This is a genomic window from Bradyrhizobium sp. Ken64, from assembly GCF_055807555.1.
The window spans coordinates 141798-158450 of sequence record NZ_JBVVPA010000012.1 but is presented as its reverse complement, the minus strand read 5'-3'; the positions used below and the strand labels follow the sequence as shown (position 1 = coordinate 158450).

The window sequence follows — 16653 nt, the reverse complement described above, 5'->3', positions numbered from 1 at the left end:
GGCCCGTTTCCCCGTCGCGGAACACCCCGTCCGCCGGTCCAAAATCGTCCGCGCTGGCAGGTCTCCCGGCTTCCGGAGCAGGGTTTCCCCTTCGATCCCCGCCTTCCCGATCCCGTAGGGGATCAGTGGCTTCGGGCATCTCTCCGGTCACGGTCGCGGGGGCGGCTGCATTTTGGAACCAAATCTTGCCGATTCGGACCCTATCGCATTCCCTCTTCGCCTGTCGTAGGACAGGAACCAACGCCGGGTCACCATTTGCCCCCGACCGCCTCTTGTCAAGCCGAAGGACCCCGTCCGATGACGTCAGAACCGGATACCCAGACGGCCGACGAAACCGACGCCCGCCACGCCTCGAAAATGGCGAAGAAGAAGGTCGCCCGCGACAAGATCATGGCGACCAAGAGCGGCGAAAAGGGCCTCATCATCGTCCACACCGGCGCCGGCAAGGGCAAGTCGTCCTCGGCCTTCGGCATGATCGTCCGCTGCGTCGCCCATGGCTTCCCCTGCGCGGTCGTGCAGTTCATCAAGGGCGCCTGGGATACCGGCGAGCGCCGCATGCTCACCGGCCATTTCGGCGACCTCTGCCAATTCCACGCCATGGGCGAGGGTTTTACCTGGGAGACGCAGGACCGCGCTCGCGACATCGCCGCAGCGCGCGCCGGCTGGGAGAAGGCCAAGGAGCTGATCCTCGACCAGAATCTCCGCATGGTCGTGCTCGACGAGATCAACATCGCGCTGCGCTACGATTATCTGGACATCGCCGAGGTCGTCGATTTCCTGGTGACCTCGAAGCCGCCGATGACGCATGTCGTGCTCACCGGACGCAACGCCAAGGACGAGTTGATCGAGATCGCCGATCTCGTCACCGAGATGACGCTGGTCAAGCACCCCTTCCGCTCCGGCATCAAGGCGCAAGCCGGCGTGGAGTTCTAAGAAACTCGCGATGGCGCGCGCCTTGATGATCCAGGGGGCCGGCTCGGACGTGGGCAAGTCGCTCATCGTTGCCGGCCTCGCGCGCGCCTTTGTGCGACGCGGCCTGCGCGTGCTCCCGTTCAAGCCGCAGAACATGTCGAACAACGCGGCCGTCACCGTCGACGGCGGCGAGATCGGCCGCGCCCAGGCACTCCAGGCACTGGCCGCTCGCGTCGAGCCGCACACCGACATGAATCCGGTGCTGCTCAAGCCCGAGACCGATGTCGGCGCGCAGGTGATCGTGCAAGGGAAACGCCTCGCGACCGCGCGTGCGCGTGAATATGCGGCGATGAAGCCGTCATTGATGGGCGCGGTGCTGGAGAGTTTTGAGCGGCTGAAAGCGCGCGCCGATCTCGTGCTGGTGGAGGGCGCCGGCAGTCCGGCCGAGGTGAACCTGCGCAAGGCCGACATCGCCAATATGGGCTTTGCGCGCAAGGCCGATGTGCCGGTCGTGCTGGTCGGCGACATCGACCGCGGCGGGGTCATCGCGCAACTCGTCGGCATCAAGACGGTGATCGACCCGGACGATGCCGCGATGATCCGGGGTTTTGTCATCAACAAGTTCCGCGGCGATCCCACATTATTCGACGACGGCTACAGACTGATCGAAGAGAAGACCGCATGGCGCGGCCTCGGCGTGCTGCCCTGGTTCGCGCGCGCCGGCGAACTGCCGGCCGAGGATGCGCTGGGCCTGAGCGATGCGCGCAAGCCGGGCCAATGCAAGATCGCCTGTCTCGCACTGTCGCGGATCGCCAATTTCGACGATCTCGATCCGCTCAAGCTCGAGCCCGGCGTCGATCTCGTGATGGTGCGGCCGGGCGAAGCAATTCCCGGCGACGTCAGGCTCGTCATCATCCCCGGATCGAAATCCACCCGCGGCGACCTCGCCTTCCTGCGCGCCCAGGGCTGGGACATCGATCTCCTGGCGCATCACCGCAGAGGCGGCCATGTGCTCGGCCTCTGCGGCGGCTATCAGATGCTCGGACGCAGCGTCACGGATCCTGAAGGGATCGAGGGCCCCGCGGGCGACACAGATGGCCTCGGGCTTCTGGATGTGGCAACGGTGATGAGCCCGCAGAAGACACTGACGCGTGTCGCGGCCGTGCATGCCGCGACGGATCAGCCGATCGAGGCTTATGAAATCCACATCGGGCGCACCGATGGGTCGGATCGCGCGCGGCCATTCGCAAGGCTGAATGGCGAACCGGAAGGCGCGATCTCGCGCGACGGACGCGTGCAAGGCAGCTATCTGCACGGCCTGTTCACGTCGGATGATTTCCGTAAGGCCTTTTTGGCGAAGCTCGACATTCCCGCCGGCGACGAGCCCTATCACGCCAGGGTCGAGAGCGCGCTCGATGCGCTCGCCGATCACATCGAGCAACATCTCGACGTCGACGGCCTGCTCGCGCTAGCGCGCTAGCGCCTCGGCCAGGCGCGTCCATTCGAGTTCGCTCCCCGGAAGCCCGAGGCGCAGCCATGTCGGCTCTCGCGCGAAAACGCGCGACCAGATATGGCGACGCGCCAGCTGCTCCTGTGCGGCAAGGGCGTCAGCCGTCCCGTAGAGACGAAACAGCTGCGTCCCGCCGACGAGCGTCCAGCCTTGCGACTGCACCATGCCGTCGAGGCGAACGCAGTCTCGCACGAGCCGCGCGGACGTTGCCTCGGCCCAGGTATCGTCACGCAGAGCACGGCAACCGATCGCGATCGCCGCTCCCGAGACCGGCCAGGGCCCCGACATCGATGCGAGCCTGGCGATGTCGGATGAATTGCCGAGCGCGAAGCCGAGCCGCAGGCCGGCAAGGCCGTAGAACTTTCCGAAGGAGCGCAGGATCAGCAGGCCCGGCCGACCCTCGGATGCAAGTGAAAGCTGCGGGGCCACATCGGCAAAACTCTCGTCGATGACGAGGCGGCCCACGCGCGGCAGCAGCGTCAGCAAATCCCTTGGTGCGTAGCATCGGCCGTCAGGATTGTTGGGATTGACGACAATGGCGACGTCGGCGCCAGCCAGCGCCTCGAGCGCGCTGACCTCTTCCACCTCCCAGCCCGCGGCCGAGAGGACCCCGGCATATTCGTTGTAGGTCGGCGCGAGGATGCGCGCGCGGCCGGGCGGCGCGAGCTGCGGCAGCAGTTGAATCGCGGCCTGTGCGCCGCCAAGCGCGACAACCGCCGCGCTCGTGCCGTAAGCGTGCCGCGCCGCCTGATGCAGCGCCTCGATCTCGGCGCGCGACGGCAACGCGCTCCACGCGCGCGAGCTCACCTCGCCCACGGGATAAGGCAGGCGGTTGATCCCGGTCGACAGATCGATCCAATCCTCCGCGCGACCGCCAAAACGCTGCTGGGCCTGATCGAGATTTCCACCGTGCTCGCGCATGCGCTGTTCTTTCACGCGAAGGCCAGGATCGCAAGGACACCGGCGAGCAGCAGCATGGCGCGGCGGTAAACCGTCAATCCCCGATCGATGTCGGCGGCAAGCGGATCGCGCGCACCTTCATTCAGCCAGGGCTCGTTGGTGGTGCTGCCGTGATAGATCCGCGGACCGCTGAGCCGCACACCAAGCGCGCCGGCCATGGCGGCTTCCGGCCAGCCGGCATTGGGCGATCGATGTCGGCGTGCGTCCCGCGTCATGCACGACAGCGCCTCTGATCGCCGTGGCGCCAGCAGCACGAACAGACAGCCGGTCAGCCGCGCCGGAATGAAATTGGCGACATCGTCGATGCGCGCCGCGGCCCAGCCGAAAGCTTCGTGGCGCTCGGAGCGATGGCCGATCATGGAGTCCAGCGTGTTGATCGCCTTGTAGCCCAAAATGCCGGGCAAGCCGAACAGCGCGCCCCAGAACATCGGTGCGACGATGCCGTCGGATGCATTCTCGGCGAGGCTCTCGATCGCCGCACGAGCAATCCCGGCCTCGTCGAGCGCTGCGGGATCGCGGCCGACGATGCGCGAGACCGCCTCGCGTGCGGCGACGGTGTCACCGGCCCGCATGGGATTTGCGACGGCAGCCACGTGGTCGTGCAACGAACGCAAGGCGACCAGCGGCCAGGCCAGGACGCCGACCAGCACGATCTGGATCCAGCCCACGGCAAGCAAGGACTGAAGCGTCCAGCCGAGCGCGACGGAGAGCGCGATCACCACGAGCGCACCGGCGAGACCCGCGGCGCGGCGGAATGCCGGCGTATCGGACGGCCGATTCCAGGCAGCGTCGATGGTAGAGATCAGCCGGCCCAGCCAGGTGACAGGATGGCCGATGTGCGCGAACAACCACGACGGCCAGCCCAACAGGGCATCCACCGCCATCGCCACCGCCATCGCACCCGCAAAACCCACGCACGCCTCCTGTCCCGCCCCTGTTGCGCAAAGGGTGGCCGAAGCGCAAGCCCCCGGCTGGCGGATTTCGGCTTTGTTTTTGGCCGCGTTTGGTGATTAGTGCAGGCCGACAGGAGACTTTATGGCGGTCATTTTGATCACCGGCGGAGCACGGTCGGGCAAGAGCAAGCGCGCGGAAATGCGCGCGCGCGCCTTACCCGGGCAGCCGGTCTATGTCGCGACGGCCGAGGCTCTCGATGCCGAAATGGAGGCGCGCATCGCGAGGCATCGCGCGCGCCGCGGAACCGACTGGATCGAACGCGAAGTGCCGCTCGATCTCGTCCCCGCGCTGGTCGCAACCGATGGCGGCGGCGCGCGGCTCGTCGATTGCCTGACGTTGTGGCTCTCCAACCTCATGCATGCGGAGCGCGATTGGGAACGAGAGGTGAGCGAGCTCGTCACCGCCCTGCCCCGCCTTAAGAGCCCCGTCGTCTTCGTCACCAACGAAGTCGGCCTCGGCATCGTGCCTGACAACGCGCTGGCGCGGAGCTTCCGCGACGCCGCCGGGTTCATGAACCAGGCCATCGCGGCCGTTGCCGACGAGGTCGAGATCGTCGTCGCGGGCCTGCCGATGAAACTGAAATGATGCCGCGCGACGAATTCTTGCGAGATGTCATCGCCGATCTCAGAACGGCGGCATCGTTCGTGACGATCCTCCCGGTCGCTCCTTCGAAGCCCGCGGCTGACGGCGCCATCGCGCGCGCGACCTGGGCCCTGCCCGTCGCGGGACTGCTGGTCGGCCTTGCCGGCGCCTTGGTCTACAAGGTCGCCAGCTGGTTCGGTCTGGCACCGAACCTTGCCGCCCTGCTCGCGCTGGCCGCGACCGCCCTCATCACCGGCGCGCTGCACGAGGACGGCCTTGCCGATACCGCCGACGGGCTCGGCGGCGGCCGCACGCGCGAGCGCAAGCTCGAGATCATGCGTGACAGCCGGATCGGCACCTATGGCGTCTGCACGCTGATCCTGTCCTTCGGCCTGCGCTGGAGCGCGCTCGCGGCGATCGCCAATCCGTGGGCAGTCGCGCTCGCGCTGTGCGCTGCGCACACTGCGGCCCGCGCGGGGTTGCCGGCCTTCATGTCGCAGGTCGCGCCTGCACGACCTGACGGCTTGTCGGCGAGCGCCGGATCACCGCCGGGCCGCAGCGTTGCGATCGCATTCGCTGTTGGAACCCTCGCGCTCACGTTCGCGCTTGGGCCGGGCAAGGCGCTGGTGAGCCTGATCCTGATCTCCCTCGCCGGCCTGATGCTGGCGCGACTTGCCATCCGCCAGATCGGCGGGCAGACCGGCGACATCCTCGGCGCGTTCGAGCAGACCGGCGAGATCCTGATCCTGCTGGTTGCCGCAGCTTTCCAGATCGGAGGGTGACGCGATGGTCGAGTTCGACGACATTTTTCGCCAGCACTTGCGCGAGCTGTTCGTGTGGCGCCGCGACGTGCGCCGCTTTCGCGCCGATCCGTTGCCTGACGGCGCCATCGATCGCCTGATCGAGACGGCCTGTCTCTCACCCTCGGTCGGCCTCAGCCAGCCCTGGCGCTTTGTCATCGTCGACGACGCCGCACGGCGTCGCGCCGTGATCGACGACTTCAAAGCGTGCAACGCCGACGCGCTGAATGCCTATGCTGGTGAGCGCGCAGCGCGCTACGCCACGCTGAAACTGTCGGGTCTCGAACAGGCCCCCGGCCACCTCGCCGTGTTCGCGGACAAGGCCAGCGACACCGGTCACGGCCTCGGCCGCGCGACGATGCCGGAGACGACGGAATATTCCGTGGTCGCGGCGATCACCGCGATGTGGCTGGCCGCGCGCGCCGACGACATCGGGCTTGGCTGGGTCTCGATCCTCCATCCGGATCGCATCCACGCCATTCTCGACGTGCCCGACACCTGGAAATTCATCGCCTATCTCTGCATCGGCTATCCCGAGATCGAATGCGACCGGCCCGAGCTGGAACAGGCGAAGTGGGAGCAGCGGCGGGGTGCGGAAGAATTCACGCTGCGGCGTTAATCAGGCCACGCCGGAGATCCGCTGCGAATGAGCAGTCACAAACGCATTTTTTCATCAATTGTGGATGCCGGCTGTTCGGGCTAAAGCATCGGGTTGGGGCAAACCATCATGCAAAGACATCCATGACCGAACGGCCTTCCGCTCTCGCGGTGGATCGCCGCGGGTTCATTCGCCTTGCCAGCACGACCGCCGCGGGGTGGCTGGCGCTCGGCGCGACATCTGATCGCATGCGCGTCGTCGCATCGCTGACCGCATTGCCGCTCGACGACGAACTTACCAGAAGGAGCATGATCGACAGCCCGACCTCCCGCCTGGGTGGCCTCATCGTGGGCTTGAGGCAGCGAGGCTGGGTCGAAGGCGTCAATTTCCGCCTTGAGCTCCGTTCGACCTTCGGCGCGCCGGATAGACTGAAAACCGCGGTTCAGGAATTGCTGGCGCTCAAGCCGGATGTGATCCTGACCGGCTCGACGATCGAAACCGCGGCCGTCCTCGAAGCCACGAAAACCATCCCGATCGTGTTCGCGACCGCCAACGATCCCGTCGGCAACGGCTTCGTCGAAAGCCTTGCCCGTCCCGGCGGCAACGTGACCGGCTTCACCAACAGCACCGCCGAGATGGGTGGCAAATGGCTTCAGCTCATCCGGGAGGCCGTGCCGGATCTTGCGCGCGTCGGCATCCTGTTCAACCCGGCGACCACACCTCGCGGCGGCCGCTTCTTCCTCGATTCCATCGAACAAGAGGCAGCACTGTCCGGCGTGTCCGTGGTCCCCGCCCCCGTCAGCGCGCCGACGGAGATTGACGAAGCCGTCAGACGCTTTACCGAACCGCCCAAGGCCGCGATGATCGCGCTCGTCGACAGCTTTCTGGTGGTCAACCGGCAGGCTATCATCGCGGCAACCGCGAAGCATCGCGTGCCCACGATCTACCCGTTCCATTATTTCATGGATGCGGGCGGGCTGATGAGCTACGGGCCGACCCTCGAAGTGCGCTCGGCCGACTACGTCGATCTCATCCTGCGCGGCACCAAGGCCGGCGATCTTCCGGTGCAATCGCCGCGGAAATATGAGCTCCTGATCAACCGCACGGTCGCCCGCACGCTGGATTTGACGCTCCCATTCACGCTGCTCGCGCGCGCCGACGAGATCCGCGAGTGAACGAGACGATCGACCAGGGAGATTTGCGGCCGCCTGCCGGCCGGCTGTTCCGCAAATACCTCTACTCGATCGTCGCGCTCGCTTTTGCCGCGCTCGCCATCAACACCGGCTTCGACGTCTGGTTCTCCTATCGCGAGCAGAAGCAGCTTCTGGCGGCGACCCAGCGCGAGCAGGCAGCAAGCGCCGCGATCCAGATCGGCCAGTTCATTGGCCAGATCGAAAACCAGATCAGGTGGCTCTCGCGCCTGCCCCCGGAGCTGTCCACGAACGAGGACCAGCGCCTGAACGCCATCCGCCTCCTGCGCCTCTCGCCCGCGATCGCGGAAATCGCCGAGCTCGACGCCCAAGGCCGCGAGCAGGTGCGCGTGTCGCGCCGCGTCGCAGACAGGATCGGCAGCAAGGCCGACCTCTCCGCCTCGCAGGCCTTCCGCGGCGCCAATGAAAGCCGCGCCTATTACGGACCGGTCTACTTCCTCGGTGACACCGAGCCGTTCATGACGCTTGCCACGCGCGGAACCGGTCTCACGCCCGATGTGATTGTCGCCGAGGTCAATCTTCGCTTCATCTGGGACCTCGTCGCCGGGATCAGGGTCGGCAACACCGGCAAGGCCTATGTGGTCGATCGGATGGGGTTGTTGATCGCGCATCCCGATCTGTGGCCGGCGTTGCGTCGCAGCGATCTCTCCGGCCATGCCGACGTCCGCGCCGCGCTCGATGGCATCGGGCCGCCCTCGGGCGGCCTGGTCAAGGAGGATCTGTCCGGTCAACGCGTGCTGTCGACCTATGCGACCGTCCCCTCGCTGGGCTGGCTGGTGTTCGTCGAGCTGCCGCTCACCGAAGCCTTTGCGCCGATCTATGCGTCGATCGGACGCTCGACTTTTCTCCTGGTCATCCTGCTGGCATGTGCGGTGCTGGTCTCTCTCTTTCTGAGCCGGCGCATGACCGTGCCGATCCAGATCCTGACGCAGGGCGCGCGGCGGATCGGCAGCGGCGACCTCGGCCTGCGGCTCGCGATCAAGACCGGTGACGAGCTGGAGGCGCTCGGCGATCAGTTCAACCGGATGGCTGCTCACTTGCGCGAATCCTATGCGACGCTCGAGCGCAAGGTGATCGAGCGCACCTCCGAACTGGAAAGGACCCGCGACCAGGCCCTTGCCGAGCACGATGCCGCCGAGCGCGCGCGCAGCGCGGCGGTCGCAGCCAACGAGACCAAATCGCGCTTTCTCGCGGTCGTCAGCCACGAGCTACGCACGCCGCTGAACGGCGTCATGGGCGTGCTGCAAACGTTCGACGACGGCAGCCTCGGCGAAGTGCAGCGGCGCCACCTCACGACCGCGGCCGCGTCGGGCGAAACGCTGATCGCGCTGGTCGACGGCATCCTCGAATATGCGCGCCTGGAGGCCAGCGCCGAGACTCTGGAGACCCGCGATTTCCGCCTCGACCAGCTCATCGAAACGGCCGCCGATCTGATGCGTCCGCAGGCCTCTCACAAGGGCCTGACCTTCGATCTCGCCTGCGATGCGACGATCAACACCTCCGTGCATGGCGATCCGGTGCGGCTCAATCGCATCCTGCTCAATCTGATCGGCAACGCGATCAAGTTCACCCCGCGCGGCGGCATCGGCTTGAGCGCGGCCGCCGAGGCACATGACGATCATGTCCTGCTGCGCATCACCGTTCGCGATACCGGCATCGGCATCGCGCCCGACATGCACGAGCGGATTTTCGAGGATTTCGTCCAGGCCGACGACAGCATCGCGCGGCGGTTCGGCGGCACCGGCCTTGGACTGGCGATCGCGCGGCGCCTCACCCGCCTGATGCGCGGCGAGCTCACGGTGGCGAGCACGCCGGGTAAGGGCAGCTCGTTCATGCTTGAGGTCCCGCTTGGCCTCGCCACGACCGACATCGCGCAAGGCGCGGTTCAGCCGCCATCGCGGCAGCTTCGCGTGCTGCTGGTCGACGACGACCCCGTCAATTGCGAGGTCGGTGAAGCGATGTTGAAGAGGCTCGGCCACCACGCCACCATCGCCACGAACGGCGCGTCGGCCATCGCACACGCGCGCGACCAGGCGTTCGATGTCATCCTGATGGATCTGCACATGCCCGACATGGACGGCGTCGAGGCGGCATCGCGGATCCGAACGCTCGATCTGCCGACCATGCCGCGCATCATCGCGGTAACCGCCGACATGTCGCGCCGCGCCCGCGAGCGGCTCGCGGGGGCAGGCATTGCCAGGATCGTCAGCAAGCCGATCCTGATCAATGCGCTGCGCGAGGCGATCGAGGACGATGCCCAGAACCAGCCAGCGGCGGCGCAACTCGCCGCAGGCGCGTTGATCGACCGGCATTTCCTCGATGACCAGAAAGAGCTGCTGGGCGCGGCGCAGATCGCAAAACTCCACGACCTGCTGGAACAGACCAGCGAAAAGCTGGTCGAGGACATCGCCAAGGCAGCAGTGATTGGCGATGCCACGCAACTCGCACGCTGCGTGCATCAACTCGGCAGCGGCGCGAGTGCGCTCGGCTTGGTCCGCTTGTTCGAGCGCTGCCGTGAGGTCGAACTGGCGGCGGTCACGATGTCCACGCCCGAATGCCAGAGTGCCGCCCGCGAGCTCGCCGCGCTTCGAAAGGCCTCGATGAGCGCGCTGGACGATCTGCTCCGGCCGACCTAAGAGCCTTCGGTCACTGGACTGAAATACAAGATGATCGGAGGCGCCGGTGCGCGCAAGATATCTCGCCATTGGTCTCATGCTGCTCGCCCCTGCCGCGCGCGCCGAGGTCGAACAGTTTCCGGCCGGCTTCAAGACTAAAACCATCGCGGCCAACGGCACGCAGATTCATGTTCGCGTCGGCGGTCAGGGGCCTGCCGTGATCCTGATCCACGGTTTTGGTGATACCGGCGACATGTGGGTCAAGCTCGCCGCTGACCTCGTGCGCGACCACACCGTTGTCGTGCCTGATCTGCGCGGTATGGGCCTCTCGAGCAAGCCCGACAATGGCTACGACAAATGGACCCAGGCGGCCGACATGCGGGCCGTTCTCGCAGCGCTCGGCATCGAAAAGGCCGCCGTCGTCGGCCACGACATCGGAACCATGGTGGCCTATGCCTACGCGGCCCGGTATCGCGACCTGACCGAGAAGCTGATCGTCATGGATGCCCCGGTGCCCGGGGTGCCGCCGTGGGACGAGGTGGTGCGCAGCCCGCAGCTCTGGCATTTTGATCTCGGAGGCCTGGACATGGAGCGGCTGGTCAAGGGCCGCGAGCGCATCTACCTCGACCGCTTCTGGAATGACTTCGCGGGCACGCCCTCCAGGATCGCGGAAGCGACACGCCGTCATTACGCGGAGCTCTATGCGCGGCCGGGCGCCATGCGTGCTGCGTTCGCCCAGTTCAGGTCGATCCGAACCGACGCCGAGGACAACAAGAAGGCGATCGCGACCAAGTTGACCATCCCCGTTCTGGCCGTCGGGGGCGAGAAATCCTTCGGTGCGACGGAGGCCGTCGTGATGCGAAACGCCGCGACTGACGTCACCGAATTGGTCATTCCGGACGCCGGTCATTGGCTGATGGAAGAGCAACCGGCGGCAACCGTGAAGGCGATACGCCAATTTCTCGATACCAAAAAATAGAGCAGCGAGCCGCGCGGAGCCGACATATCTCGGCTCGGTCCTTCCGCGCGGGTCATTTTAATCGGCCCGACGCTTCATTCTCTCTGCCAAAACGCTCAACTAGAAAATCAATGAACAGCCGCACTTTCACCGACAGATGCCGGGTCGGCGGATACACCGCATAGAGCGCAAGCGGCGGCGCAGAAAAATCGTCCAGCACCGTTCGCAGCTCGCCCTTCCTCAAGGCATCGGCGGCGATGAACTCCGGGAGCAGCGCGAGCCCCCTGCCCTTGATCGCGACATCACGCAGCACTTCGGCATTGTTGACGCAGAGCGACCAGGCCGGCTGGATCCAGTGATCGCCATCGGTGCCGGTGAGCTTCCACTGATTGCCCGTAAGCAGGAAGCCGTAGGTCAACGAGGCATGTTCGCGCAGATCCTGCGGATGTTTCGGTGTGCCGTGACGCGCCAGATAATCCGGCGAAGCGCAGATCATGCGCGCCACCGGCATGACTTTTCGCGCGATCAAACTCGACGATTCCAATTCCGCGATGCGCAAGGTCACGTCAAAGCCGTCCTGGACTGGATCGAGCAGGTCGTCGCTGAGCACGAGCTGGAGCTGCAGCTCCGGATATCGCGTCATGAAATCGGCAAGCACCGGCCCGAGCCGCAGGGTTCCGAACGACATCGGCGCGTTGACGCGCAACAGGCCGCGCGGCGCCGACTGGGCTTGCGCCACGGCCTGGTCGGCCGCCTCGATCTCCGACAGGATCACAACCGCGCGCTCGAAATAGCGCTGGCCGTTCTCGGTCGGGCTCGCATGGCGCGTGGTCCGGTTCAGGAGCTGCACGCCGAGGCTTTCTTCGAGGTCGGCGATGTATTTGCTGATCGCCGAGCGTGAAAGCCGCAACTGCCGGCCCGCCTCGGCAAAACTGCCGCTTTCGACCACCTTTACGAAGGCCCGGAGGCTGGCGACCTTATCCATGGACTGGCGCCGGCGATTGTTTCCAAATCGTAGACATAGACGTCATATTTGCATGGATTGTCTCCAATCCAAAGCGGAACGATATTTCCGGTCAGAGCAAGACCGCTCCCCGAGCTTTGGAGGACGACAATGTCTGGATTGCATCATGTGACCGCGATTGCGGGCGACCCCATCAGGAATTTCGGTTTTTACACCCGGGATCTCGGCCTGCGCTTCGTCAAGAAGACGGTCAATTTCGACGATCCCGGCACCTATCACTTCTATTATGGCGACGAGACCGGCCGCCCCGGCACCATCCTCACCTTCTTTCCCTGGGCTGGCGTACCGGCCGGGCGCCGCGGCGTCGGCGAGACGCATCAGACTGCCTTCCGCGTGCCGCAACGTTCGCTCGGCTATTGGACGCAACGCTTCGTCGAGAAGGGCATCGCTTACGAGGCGCTGGAGAAGCGCTTTGGCGAGTCCGTGCTGCCGTTCACAGACCCTGATGGCATGGCCCTCGCGCTCGTCGGCATCCCCGGCGCCGAGAGCGAGCCCGGCTGGAGCAATGGCGACGTTCCCGCCGAACATGCGATCCGCGGCTTCCACGGCGTGACCTTGCTGCTCGACAGCGCGGCGAAGACGGCTGCCGTCCTCACCGACGTGTTCGGCTTCAAGGAGACGGCGCGCGAAGGCTCGGTGATCCGCTTCAAGGCACCGGGCGATGTCGAAGGCAGCGTGGTCGACATCTACGAGGCCAAGGGCTTTTTGCGCGGGCACCAAGGCGGCGGCTCCGTGCACCACATCGCTTTCCGCGCGGTCGACGACGCCGAGCAGGGCAAGATGGCGCAAAGGCTCGTGAGCAATCACGGCCTGCACCCGACCGAACAGCGGGACCGCAACTACTTCCGCTCGATCTACTTCCGCGAGCCCGGCGGCGTGCTGTTCGAGATCGCGACCGATATCCCCGGCTTCGCCGTCGACGAGCCCGTCGCGACGCTGGGACGCGACCTCAAGCTGCCGAGCTTCCTCGAAGCGCAGCGCAAGCAGATCGAGGCTGTGTTGCCGAATTTGGCAGAGAGCGTGTCATGACCGAGAGTTCATTCGTCCATCGTTTCGAGCCCGCGACCAGCGCGGGCTCCCCTCCACTCCTGCTGCTGCACGGCACCGGTGGCGACGAGAACGATCTGCTCGGGCTCGGCAGGATGATCTCGCCCGGCTCGGCCCTGCTCTCGCCGCGCGGCCGCGTGCTCGAGCACGGCATGCCGCGTTTCTTCCGCCGCCTTGCCGAGGGCGTGTTCGACGAGGACGACGTGCGCCGCCGCGCGCACGAACTCGGCGACTTCGTCGCGGAGGCACGGCAGCGATATGGCCTCGCCGCGCCGGTTGCGGTCGGCTTCTCCAACGGTGCCAACATCGCGGCCGCGCTGTTGCTGCTGGAGCCGGATGCGCTGGCAGGCGCGATCCTGCTCCGCGCGATGGTGCCGCTGTCGGATCCGCCGAAGGCTGAGCTCGGTGGCAAGCCCGTCCTGCTTCTGTCGGGGCAGACTGATCCGATCGTTCCGGCGAGCAATTCCGCGAAGCTTGCCTCGCTGTTGTCGGAAGCCGGAGCCCGGGTCGGACACAAGGTCCTGCCGGCGGGCCATCAATTGTCGCAAACCGATTTGACGCTTGCCCGCGACTGGATCGGCAAATTCGCCGCCGAAGTCGTCTGATCCCGAAAAGCGGCGCATCGTTGTCGAACGGTGCGCCGCGGCTTCACTCGAACCAGCCGCGGCGCTTGAACCAGATCAGCGGCAGCACGCCGCTGGCAATGATGGCGAGCCACGCCAGCGGATAGCCGAACGTCCAGTCCAGCTCCGGCATGTGCTTGAAGTTCATGCCCCAGATGCCGACCATGATCGTGGGCGGCACGCCGACGACCGAGACGATGGTCAGGATCTTGAACAGCTCGTTCTGCTGGATGTTGATGAAGCCGAGCACGGCATCGAGCAGAAGCTGGATCTTGTCCGACAATCGCGTCTCGTAATCGCCGAGCGAAGCGACATCCTTGGAGACGGCTTCGAGGCGCTTCTTCGACGCGGCCGTGATCCACTCACTCCCGACATCGCCGGCAAACGAGGCGACGCGGCCGACGCCAAGCAGGACATCGCGCGCCTTGGCGAGCCGATCGGCCAGCTCCCCGATGTTCTCCAGCGCCTCGCGCATCCGCCGGCTGGAGCGAACCGGCCGCTTGGTGCGGACGAGCCCACCTTTGAAGACGCCCCGCGAGAGCCTGTCGACCTTGGCGCCGAGATGCTCAAGGACATCGGCCCCGCGGTCGACCATGGCCTCGACCAGGCTGGCGAACACGCACATGCCGTTCTCCAGGCTGTCATCGGAGCCGATACGCTTGCCGATGTCGTCGAAGATCGGCAGCTGCGCGAAGCGCACCGTCACCAGCACGCGCGGGCCGATGACGAATCCCACCGGCGTGATCTCGGCCTCGTTGTCCTCGTTGAGCCGAACCGCCGGCGAGCTGAGATAGAGCGTGCCGTTGTCGAGGATCAGGCGGCTCGACGCTTCGATCTCGCTGAGCGAATCCTCGGACGGAACGCGGATCCCGAGCAATCGTTCGACGAACTGCTTTTCTTCCGCGGTCGCGTCCAAAAGATCAGCCCAGATGATCTCGGACGGCATCTCCGCGCCGATCTTCTGCCATTCGTCGGATGGCCACCTGTACAGTTTGAGCAAGAACCGAACTCCGCATACCCTCGCGCCGGATCGCACGGCCTGCGGCCATCCTGCGCCGAGCTAACGCATGAGGGTTCCGAACGTTCAAAGTCGGGGGAGCATCGGGCCGGCGCAATCAACCAGGCGGGCGCGGCCTTCCTCGATGATGCCATCATGCCAGTGTTTTGCCCGACGCATCAACGGCATCGCCGCAAACCATCTGATCGCGTGACGCGCAAGCCATTGAAATGACTACCCCCGGCTACTGTGCATGGGGTTGTTTTTCAGGTTTTTGTTTGGACCGGTCTCGTGACGATCTCTTCCGTTGGAGAGATCGTCACCGAAATCGCGCAATCGACCCGCGCGACCCTACTCCCACGCCCAGGTCGAGAAGTCGTTCTCGTACTGGGGCACGTCCTTCCAGACGCCCTTCAGCTTCTTGTTGGTGATGGTGATCAGCTGCGGCTGGTACAAATAGCCGGAGACCGCGTCGGTGGCCAGCATGCGCTGGGCATCACCGAGAAGCTTGACACGGGCGGCTTCATCCGGCGTCGACACGATCTGCTTGTAGAGCGCGTTGAACGCCGCGTTGTTGTAGCCGAGATAGTAGTCCTGTTCGGTGATCTTGACGAGATCGAACGGCTCGACATGGCTGACGATGGTGAGGTCGAAATTGTGCGGACCATTGCCGGCGAACACCTGCGACAGCCATTGCGCCCATTCGACGTTCTCGATCTTGGCGATGATGCCGACCTTGGCGAGCTGGGCCGCGAGGATCTCGCCGCCCTGCCGCGCATAAGGCGGCGGCGGCAGCTTCAGCGACAGTTCGAGCGGCGTGGTGACACCGGCTTCGGCCAGCAGCTTCTTGGCCTTCTCGGGGTCGTAGGGGTTGATGCCTGTCGTGTCGACATAGCCGAGTGCAGTCGGGACGTAGAAGCTGCCGATCGGCGTGCCGAAACCGTCGACCGCGCCGTCGATCATCGCCTTGCGATCGATCGCGGCAAGGATCGCACGGCGGACGCGGACATCGTCGAGCGGCTTCTTGCGGTGGTTGATGGCCACGATGGTCTTGGCGCGGGAGCCGCCGACCAGGACGTTGAAGCGCGGATCGGCCTTGAACTGCGCGATGGTGCGCTGGGCTGAGACGCGCGGAAAAGCATCGACGTCGCCCGACAGCAGCGCGGCCGTCTGCGCCGACGGATCGGAGATGAAGCGGATCGTCACCTTCGACAGCTTGATCGCTGCGGCGTTGCGATAGTCGGCCCATTTGGTCAGAGTCATCGAGGAGCCCTTGGCCCAGGCGCCCAACTGATAGGGCCCGGTCCCAACCGGCTGCGTGATATTGGTGGCAGCGCTCTTCGGCTCGACGATCGAGCCGCTCGCCTGCCCCAGCAGGAACGGCAGGTTAGGCTCTGAATTCTTCAGGGTGATCACGACCGTGTCGGCATCGGGCGCATCGACCTTCTCGAAGCCCTGGAACAGGCTCTTGTCCTTGTTGGTGCTGGTGGGGACGGCATTGCGCTCGAACGAGAACTTCACGGCGGCCGAGTCGAACGGCTCGCCATTGTGGAATTTGACTCCCTTGCGCAGCTTGAACGTATAGGTCTTCAGATCGGGCGAGGCCGTCCAGCTCTCCGCCAGCAATGGCGAGGTCGAGCCGTCCTCGTTGATCTTGGTCAGCGTCTCGTAGATGTTGTAGAGCGTGACCTCGGCGATCGCGGCGGCGGCCGCGTTGGTGGGATCGAGCCCCGGCGGCTCCAGCGTCATCGCCATGACGACGCTGTCCTTCTTGCTCTGCGCCAGCACCGGCAACGGCGCCACGGCAAGCGTGGCGGCGAATGCGACAATCGATAGTTTCCTGAACATGCGTAACTCCCCGG

General features: G+C 65.5%; 15 protein-coding genes and 1 riboswitch. Of the genes, 10 read left to right on the top strand and 5 right to left on the bottom strand.

All coding sequences use genetic code 11. The features are described 5' to 3' along the window. Nucleotides 1–38: 38 nt before the first annotated feature. Nucleotides 39–257: riboswitch (cobalamin riboswitch) on the bottom strand. A gap of 40 nt (nt 258–297) precedes the next feature. Continuing rightward, nucleotides 298–933 (top strand): cob(I)yrinic acid a,c-diamide adenosyltransferase, encoded by a 636-nt coding sequence (gene cobO / locus AC0L2F_RS20845; protein ID WP_007608503.1) that lies wholly within the window; start codon nt 298–300, stop codon nt 931–933. 10 nt (nt 934–943) lie between these two features. Continuing rightward, complete coding sequence (locus AC0L2F_RS20840) at nt 944–2392, top strand: cobyric acid synthase (RefSeq protein ID WP_473249675.1); 1449 nt, start codon at nt 944–946, stop codon at nt 2390–2392. Here AC0L2F_RS20840 and cobD read toward each other — a convergent pair. Next, nucleotides 2381–3343 (bottom strand): threonine-phosphate decarboxylase CobD, encoded by a 963-nt coding sequence (gene cobD / locus AC0L2F_RS20835; RefSeq protein ID WP_473249674.1) that lies wholly within the window; start codon nt 3341–3343, stop codon nt 2381–2383. The genes AC0L2F_RS20840 and cobD overlap by 12 nt on opposite strands. An 11-nt stretch (nt 3344–3354) precedes the next feature. After that, a complete protein-coding gene (cbiB, locus tag AC0L2F_RS20830) occupies nt 3355–4296 on the bottom strand; it encodes an adenosylcobinamide-phosphate synthase CbiB (protein WP_007608494.1) in 942 nt (313 codons plus the stop codon). Between the two features lie 121 nt (nt 4297–4417). Between cbiB and cobU the strand changes: the two genes are divergently transcribed. The 6 genes from cobU to AC0L2F_RS20800 all read left to right on the top strand — a co-directional run bounded on the left by cobU (nt 4418) and on the right by AC0L2F_RS20800 (nt 11121). Then, nucleotides 4418–4921 carry a bifunctional adenosylcobinamide kinase/adenosylcobinamide-phosphate guanylyltransferase gene (gene cobU / locus AC0L2F_RS20825; RefSeq protein ID WP_063992983.1) on the top strand — a complete coding sequence of 168 codons (504 nt, stop codon included), beginning with the start codon at nt 4418–4420 and terminating at the stop codon, nt 4919–4921. Continuing rightward, nucleotides 4918–5700 carry an adenosylcobinamide-GDP ribazoletransferase gene (cobS, locus tag AC0L2F_RS20820; RefSeq protein WP_473249673.1) on the top strand — a complete coding sequence of 261 codons (783 nt, stop codon included), beginning with the start codon at nt 4918–4920 and terminating at the stop codon, nt 5698–5700. Before cobU ends, cobS begins: the two co-directional genes overlap by 4 nt. A 4-nt stretch (nt 5701–5704) precedes the next feature. Then, entirely contained in the window at nt 5705–6337 is a 633-nt protein-coding gene (gene bluB, locus AC0L2F_RS20815) for a 5,6-dimethylbenzimidazole synthase (protein WP_007608488.1), read from the top strand. A 122-nt stretch (nt 6338–6459) separates the two neighbouring features. Then, nucleotides 6460–7491 (top strand): ABC transporter substrate-binding protein, encoded by a 1032-nt coding sequence (locus tag AC0L2F_RS20810; protein ID WP_473249672.1) that lies wholly within the window; start codon nt 6460–6462, stop codon nt 7489–7491. Continuing rightward, nucleotides 7488–10163, top strand: a complete 2676-nt coding sequence (locus AC0L2F_RS20805) for a hybrid sensor histidine kinase/response regulator (RefSeq protein ID WP_473249671.1) — start codon at nt 7488–7490, stop codon at nt 10161–10163. Before AC0L2F_RS20810 ends, AC0L2F_RS20805 begins: the two co-directional genes overlap by 4 nt. A gap of 76 nt (nt 10164–10239) precedes the next feature. Beyond that, the gene (locus tag AC0L2F_RS20800) at nt 10240–11121 is read left to right on the top strand and encodes an alpha/beta fold hydrolase (RefSeq protein WP_473249720.1); all 882 of its coding nucleotides are present in this window, start codon (nt 10240–10242) and stop codon (nt 11119–11121) included. Between the two features lie 52 nt (nt 11122–11173). Here AC0L2F_RS20800 and AC0L2F_RS20795 read toward each other — a convergent pair whose 3' ends face one another. Then, complete coding sequence (locus AC0L2F_RS20795; protein WP_063992987.1) at nt 11174–12085, bottom strand: LysR family transcriptional regulator; 912 nt, start codon at nt 12083–12085, stop codon at nt 11174–11176. A 129-nt stretch (nt 12086–12214) separates the two neighbouring features. Here AC0L2F_RS20795 and AC0L2F_RS20790 point away from each other — a divergent pair, with 129 nt between their 5' ends. Both AC0L2F_RS20790 and AC0L2F_RS20785 read left to right on the top strand, forming a co-directional pair. After that, nucleotides 12215–13153, top strand: coding sequence for a ring-cleaving dioxygenase (locus tag AC0L2F_RS20790; protein WP_473249670.1), 939 nt, complete (start codon nt 12215–12217; stop codon nt 13151–13153). Continuing rightward, on the top strand, nt 13150–13776 hold the full coding sequence (locus AC0L2F_RS20785) for an alpha/beta hydrolase (protein ID WP_473249669.1): 627 nt from the start codon (nt 13150–13152) through the stop codon (nt 13774–13776). Before AC0L2F_RS20790 ends, AC0L2F_RS20785 begins: the two co-directional genes overlap by 4 nt. 43 nt (nt 13777–13819) lie before the next feature. On the opposite strand, the gene AC0L2F_RS20780 is transcribed toward AC0L2F_RS20785, so the two are convergent. Further along, nucleotides 13820–14794, bottom strand: a complete 975-nt coding sequence (locus AC0L2F_RS20780; RefSeq protein WP_473249668.1) for a magnesium transporter CorA family protein — start codon at nt 14792–14794, stop codon at nt 13820–13822. Between the two features lie 348 nt (nt 14795–15142). Further along, nucleotides 15143–16639 (bottom strand): ABC transporter substrate-binding protein, encoded by a 1497-nt coding sequence (locus tag AC0L2F_RS20775; RefSeq protein WP_473249667.1) that lies wholly within the window; start codon nt 16637–16639, stop codon nt 15143–15145. Between the last annotated feature and the right edge of the window lie 14 nt (nt 16640–16653).

Bases quoted from the DNA above. Each gene is read 5' to 3' on its own strand.
- cobO (WP_007608503.1), top strand. From the start codon at position 298: ATGACGTCAGAACCGGATACCCAGACGGCCGACGAAACCGACGCCCGC.
- AC0L2F_RS20840 (WP_473249675.1), top strand. From the start codon at position 944: ATGGCGCGCGCCTTGATGATCCAGGGGGCCGGCTCGGACGTGGGCAAG.
- cobD (WP_473249674.1), bottom strand. From the start codon at position 3,343: ATGCGCGAGCACGGTGGAAATCTCGATCAGGCCCAGCAGCGTTTTGGC.
- cobU (WP_063992983.1), top strand. From the start codon at position 4,418: ATGGCGGTCATTTTGATCACCGGCGGAGCACGGTCGGGCAAGAGCAAG.
- cobS (WP_473249673.1), top strand. From the start codon at position 4,918: ATGATGCCGCGCGACGAATTCTTGCGAGATGTCATCGCCGATCTCAGA.
- bluB (WP_007608488.1), top strand. From the start codon at position 5,705: ATGGTCGAGTTCGACGACATTTTTCGCCAGCACTTGCGCGAGCTGTTC.
- AC0L2F_RS20810 (WP_473249672.1), top strand. From the start codon at position 6,460: ATGACCGAACGGCCTTCCGCTCTCGCGGTGGATCGCCGCGGGTTCATT.
- AC0L2F_RS20800 (WP_473249720.1), top strand. From the start codon at position 10,240: ATGCTGCTCGCCCCTGCCGCGCGCGCCGAGGTCGAACAGTTTCCGGCC.
- AC0L2F_RS20795 (WP_063992987.1), bottom strand. From the start codon at position 12,085: ATGGATAAGGTCGCCAGCCTCCGGGCCTTCGTAAAGGTGGTCGAAAGC.
- AC0L2F_RS20790 (WP_473249670.1), top strand. From the start codon at position 12,215: ATGTCTGGATTGCATCATGTGACCGCGATTGCGGGCGACCCCATCAGG.
- AC0L2F_RS20785 (WP_473249669.1), top strand. From the start codon at position 13,150: ATGACCGAGAGTTCATTCGTCCATCGTTTCGAGCCCGCGACCAGCGCG.
- AC0L2F_RS20775 (WP_473249667.1), bottom strand. From the start codon at position 16,639: ATGTTCAGGAAACTATCGATTGTCGCATTCGCCGCCACGCTTGCCGTG.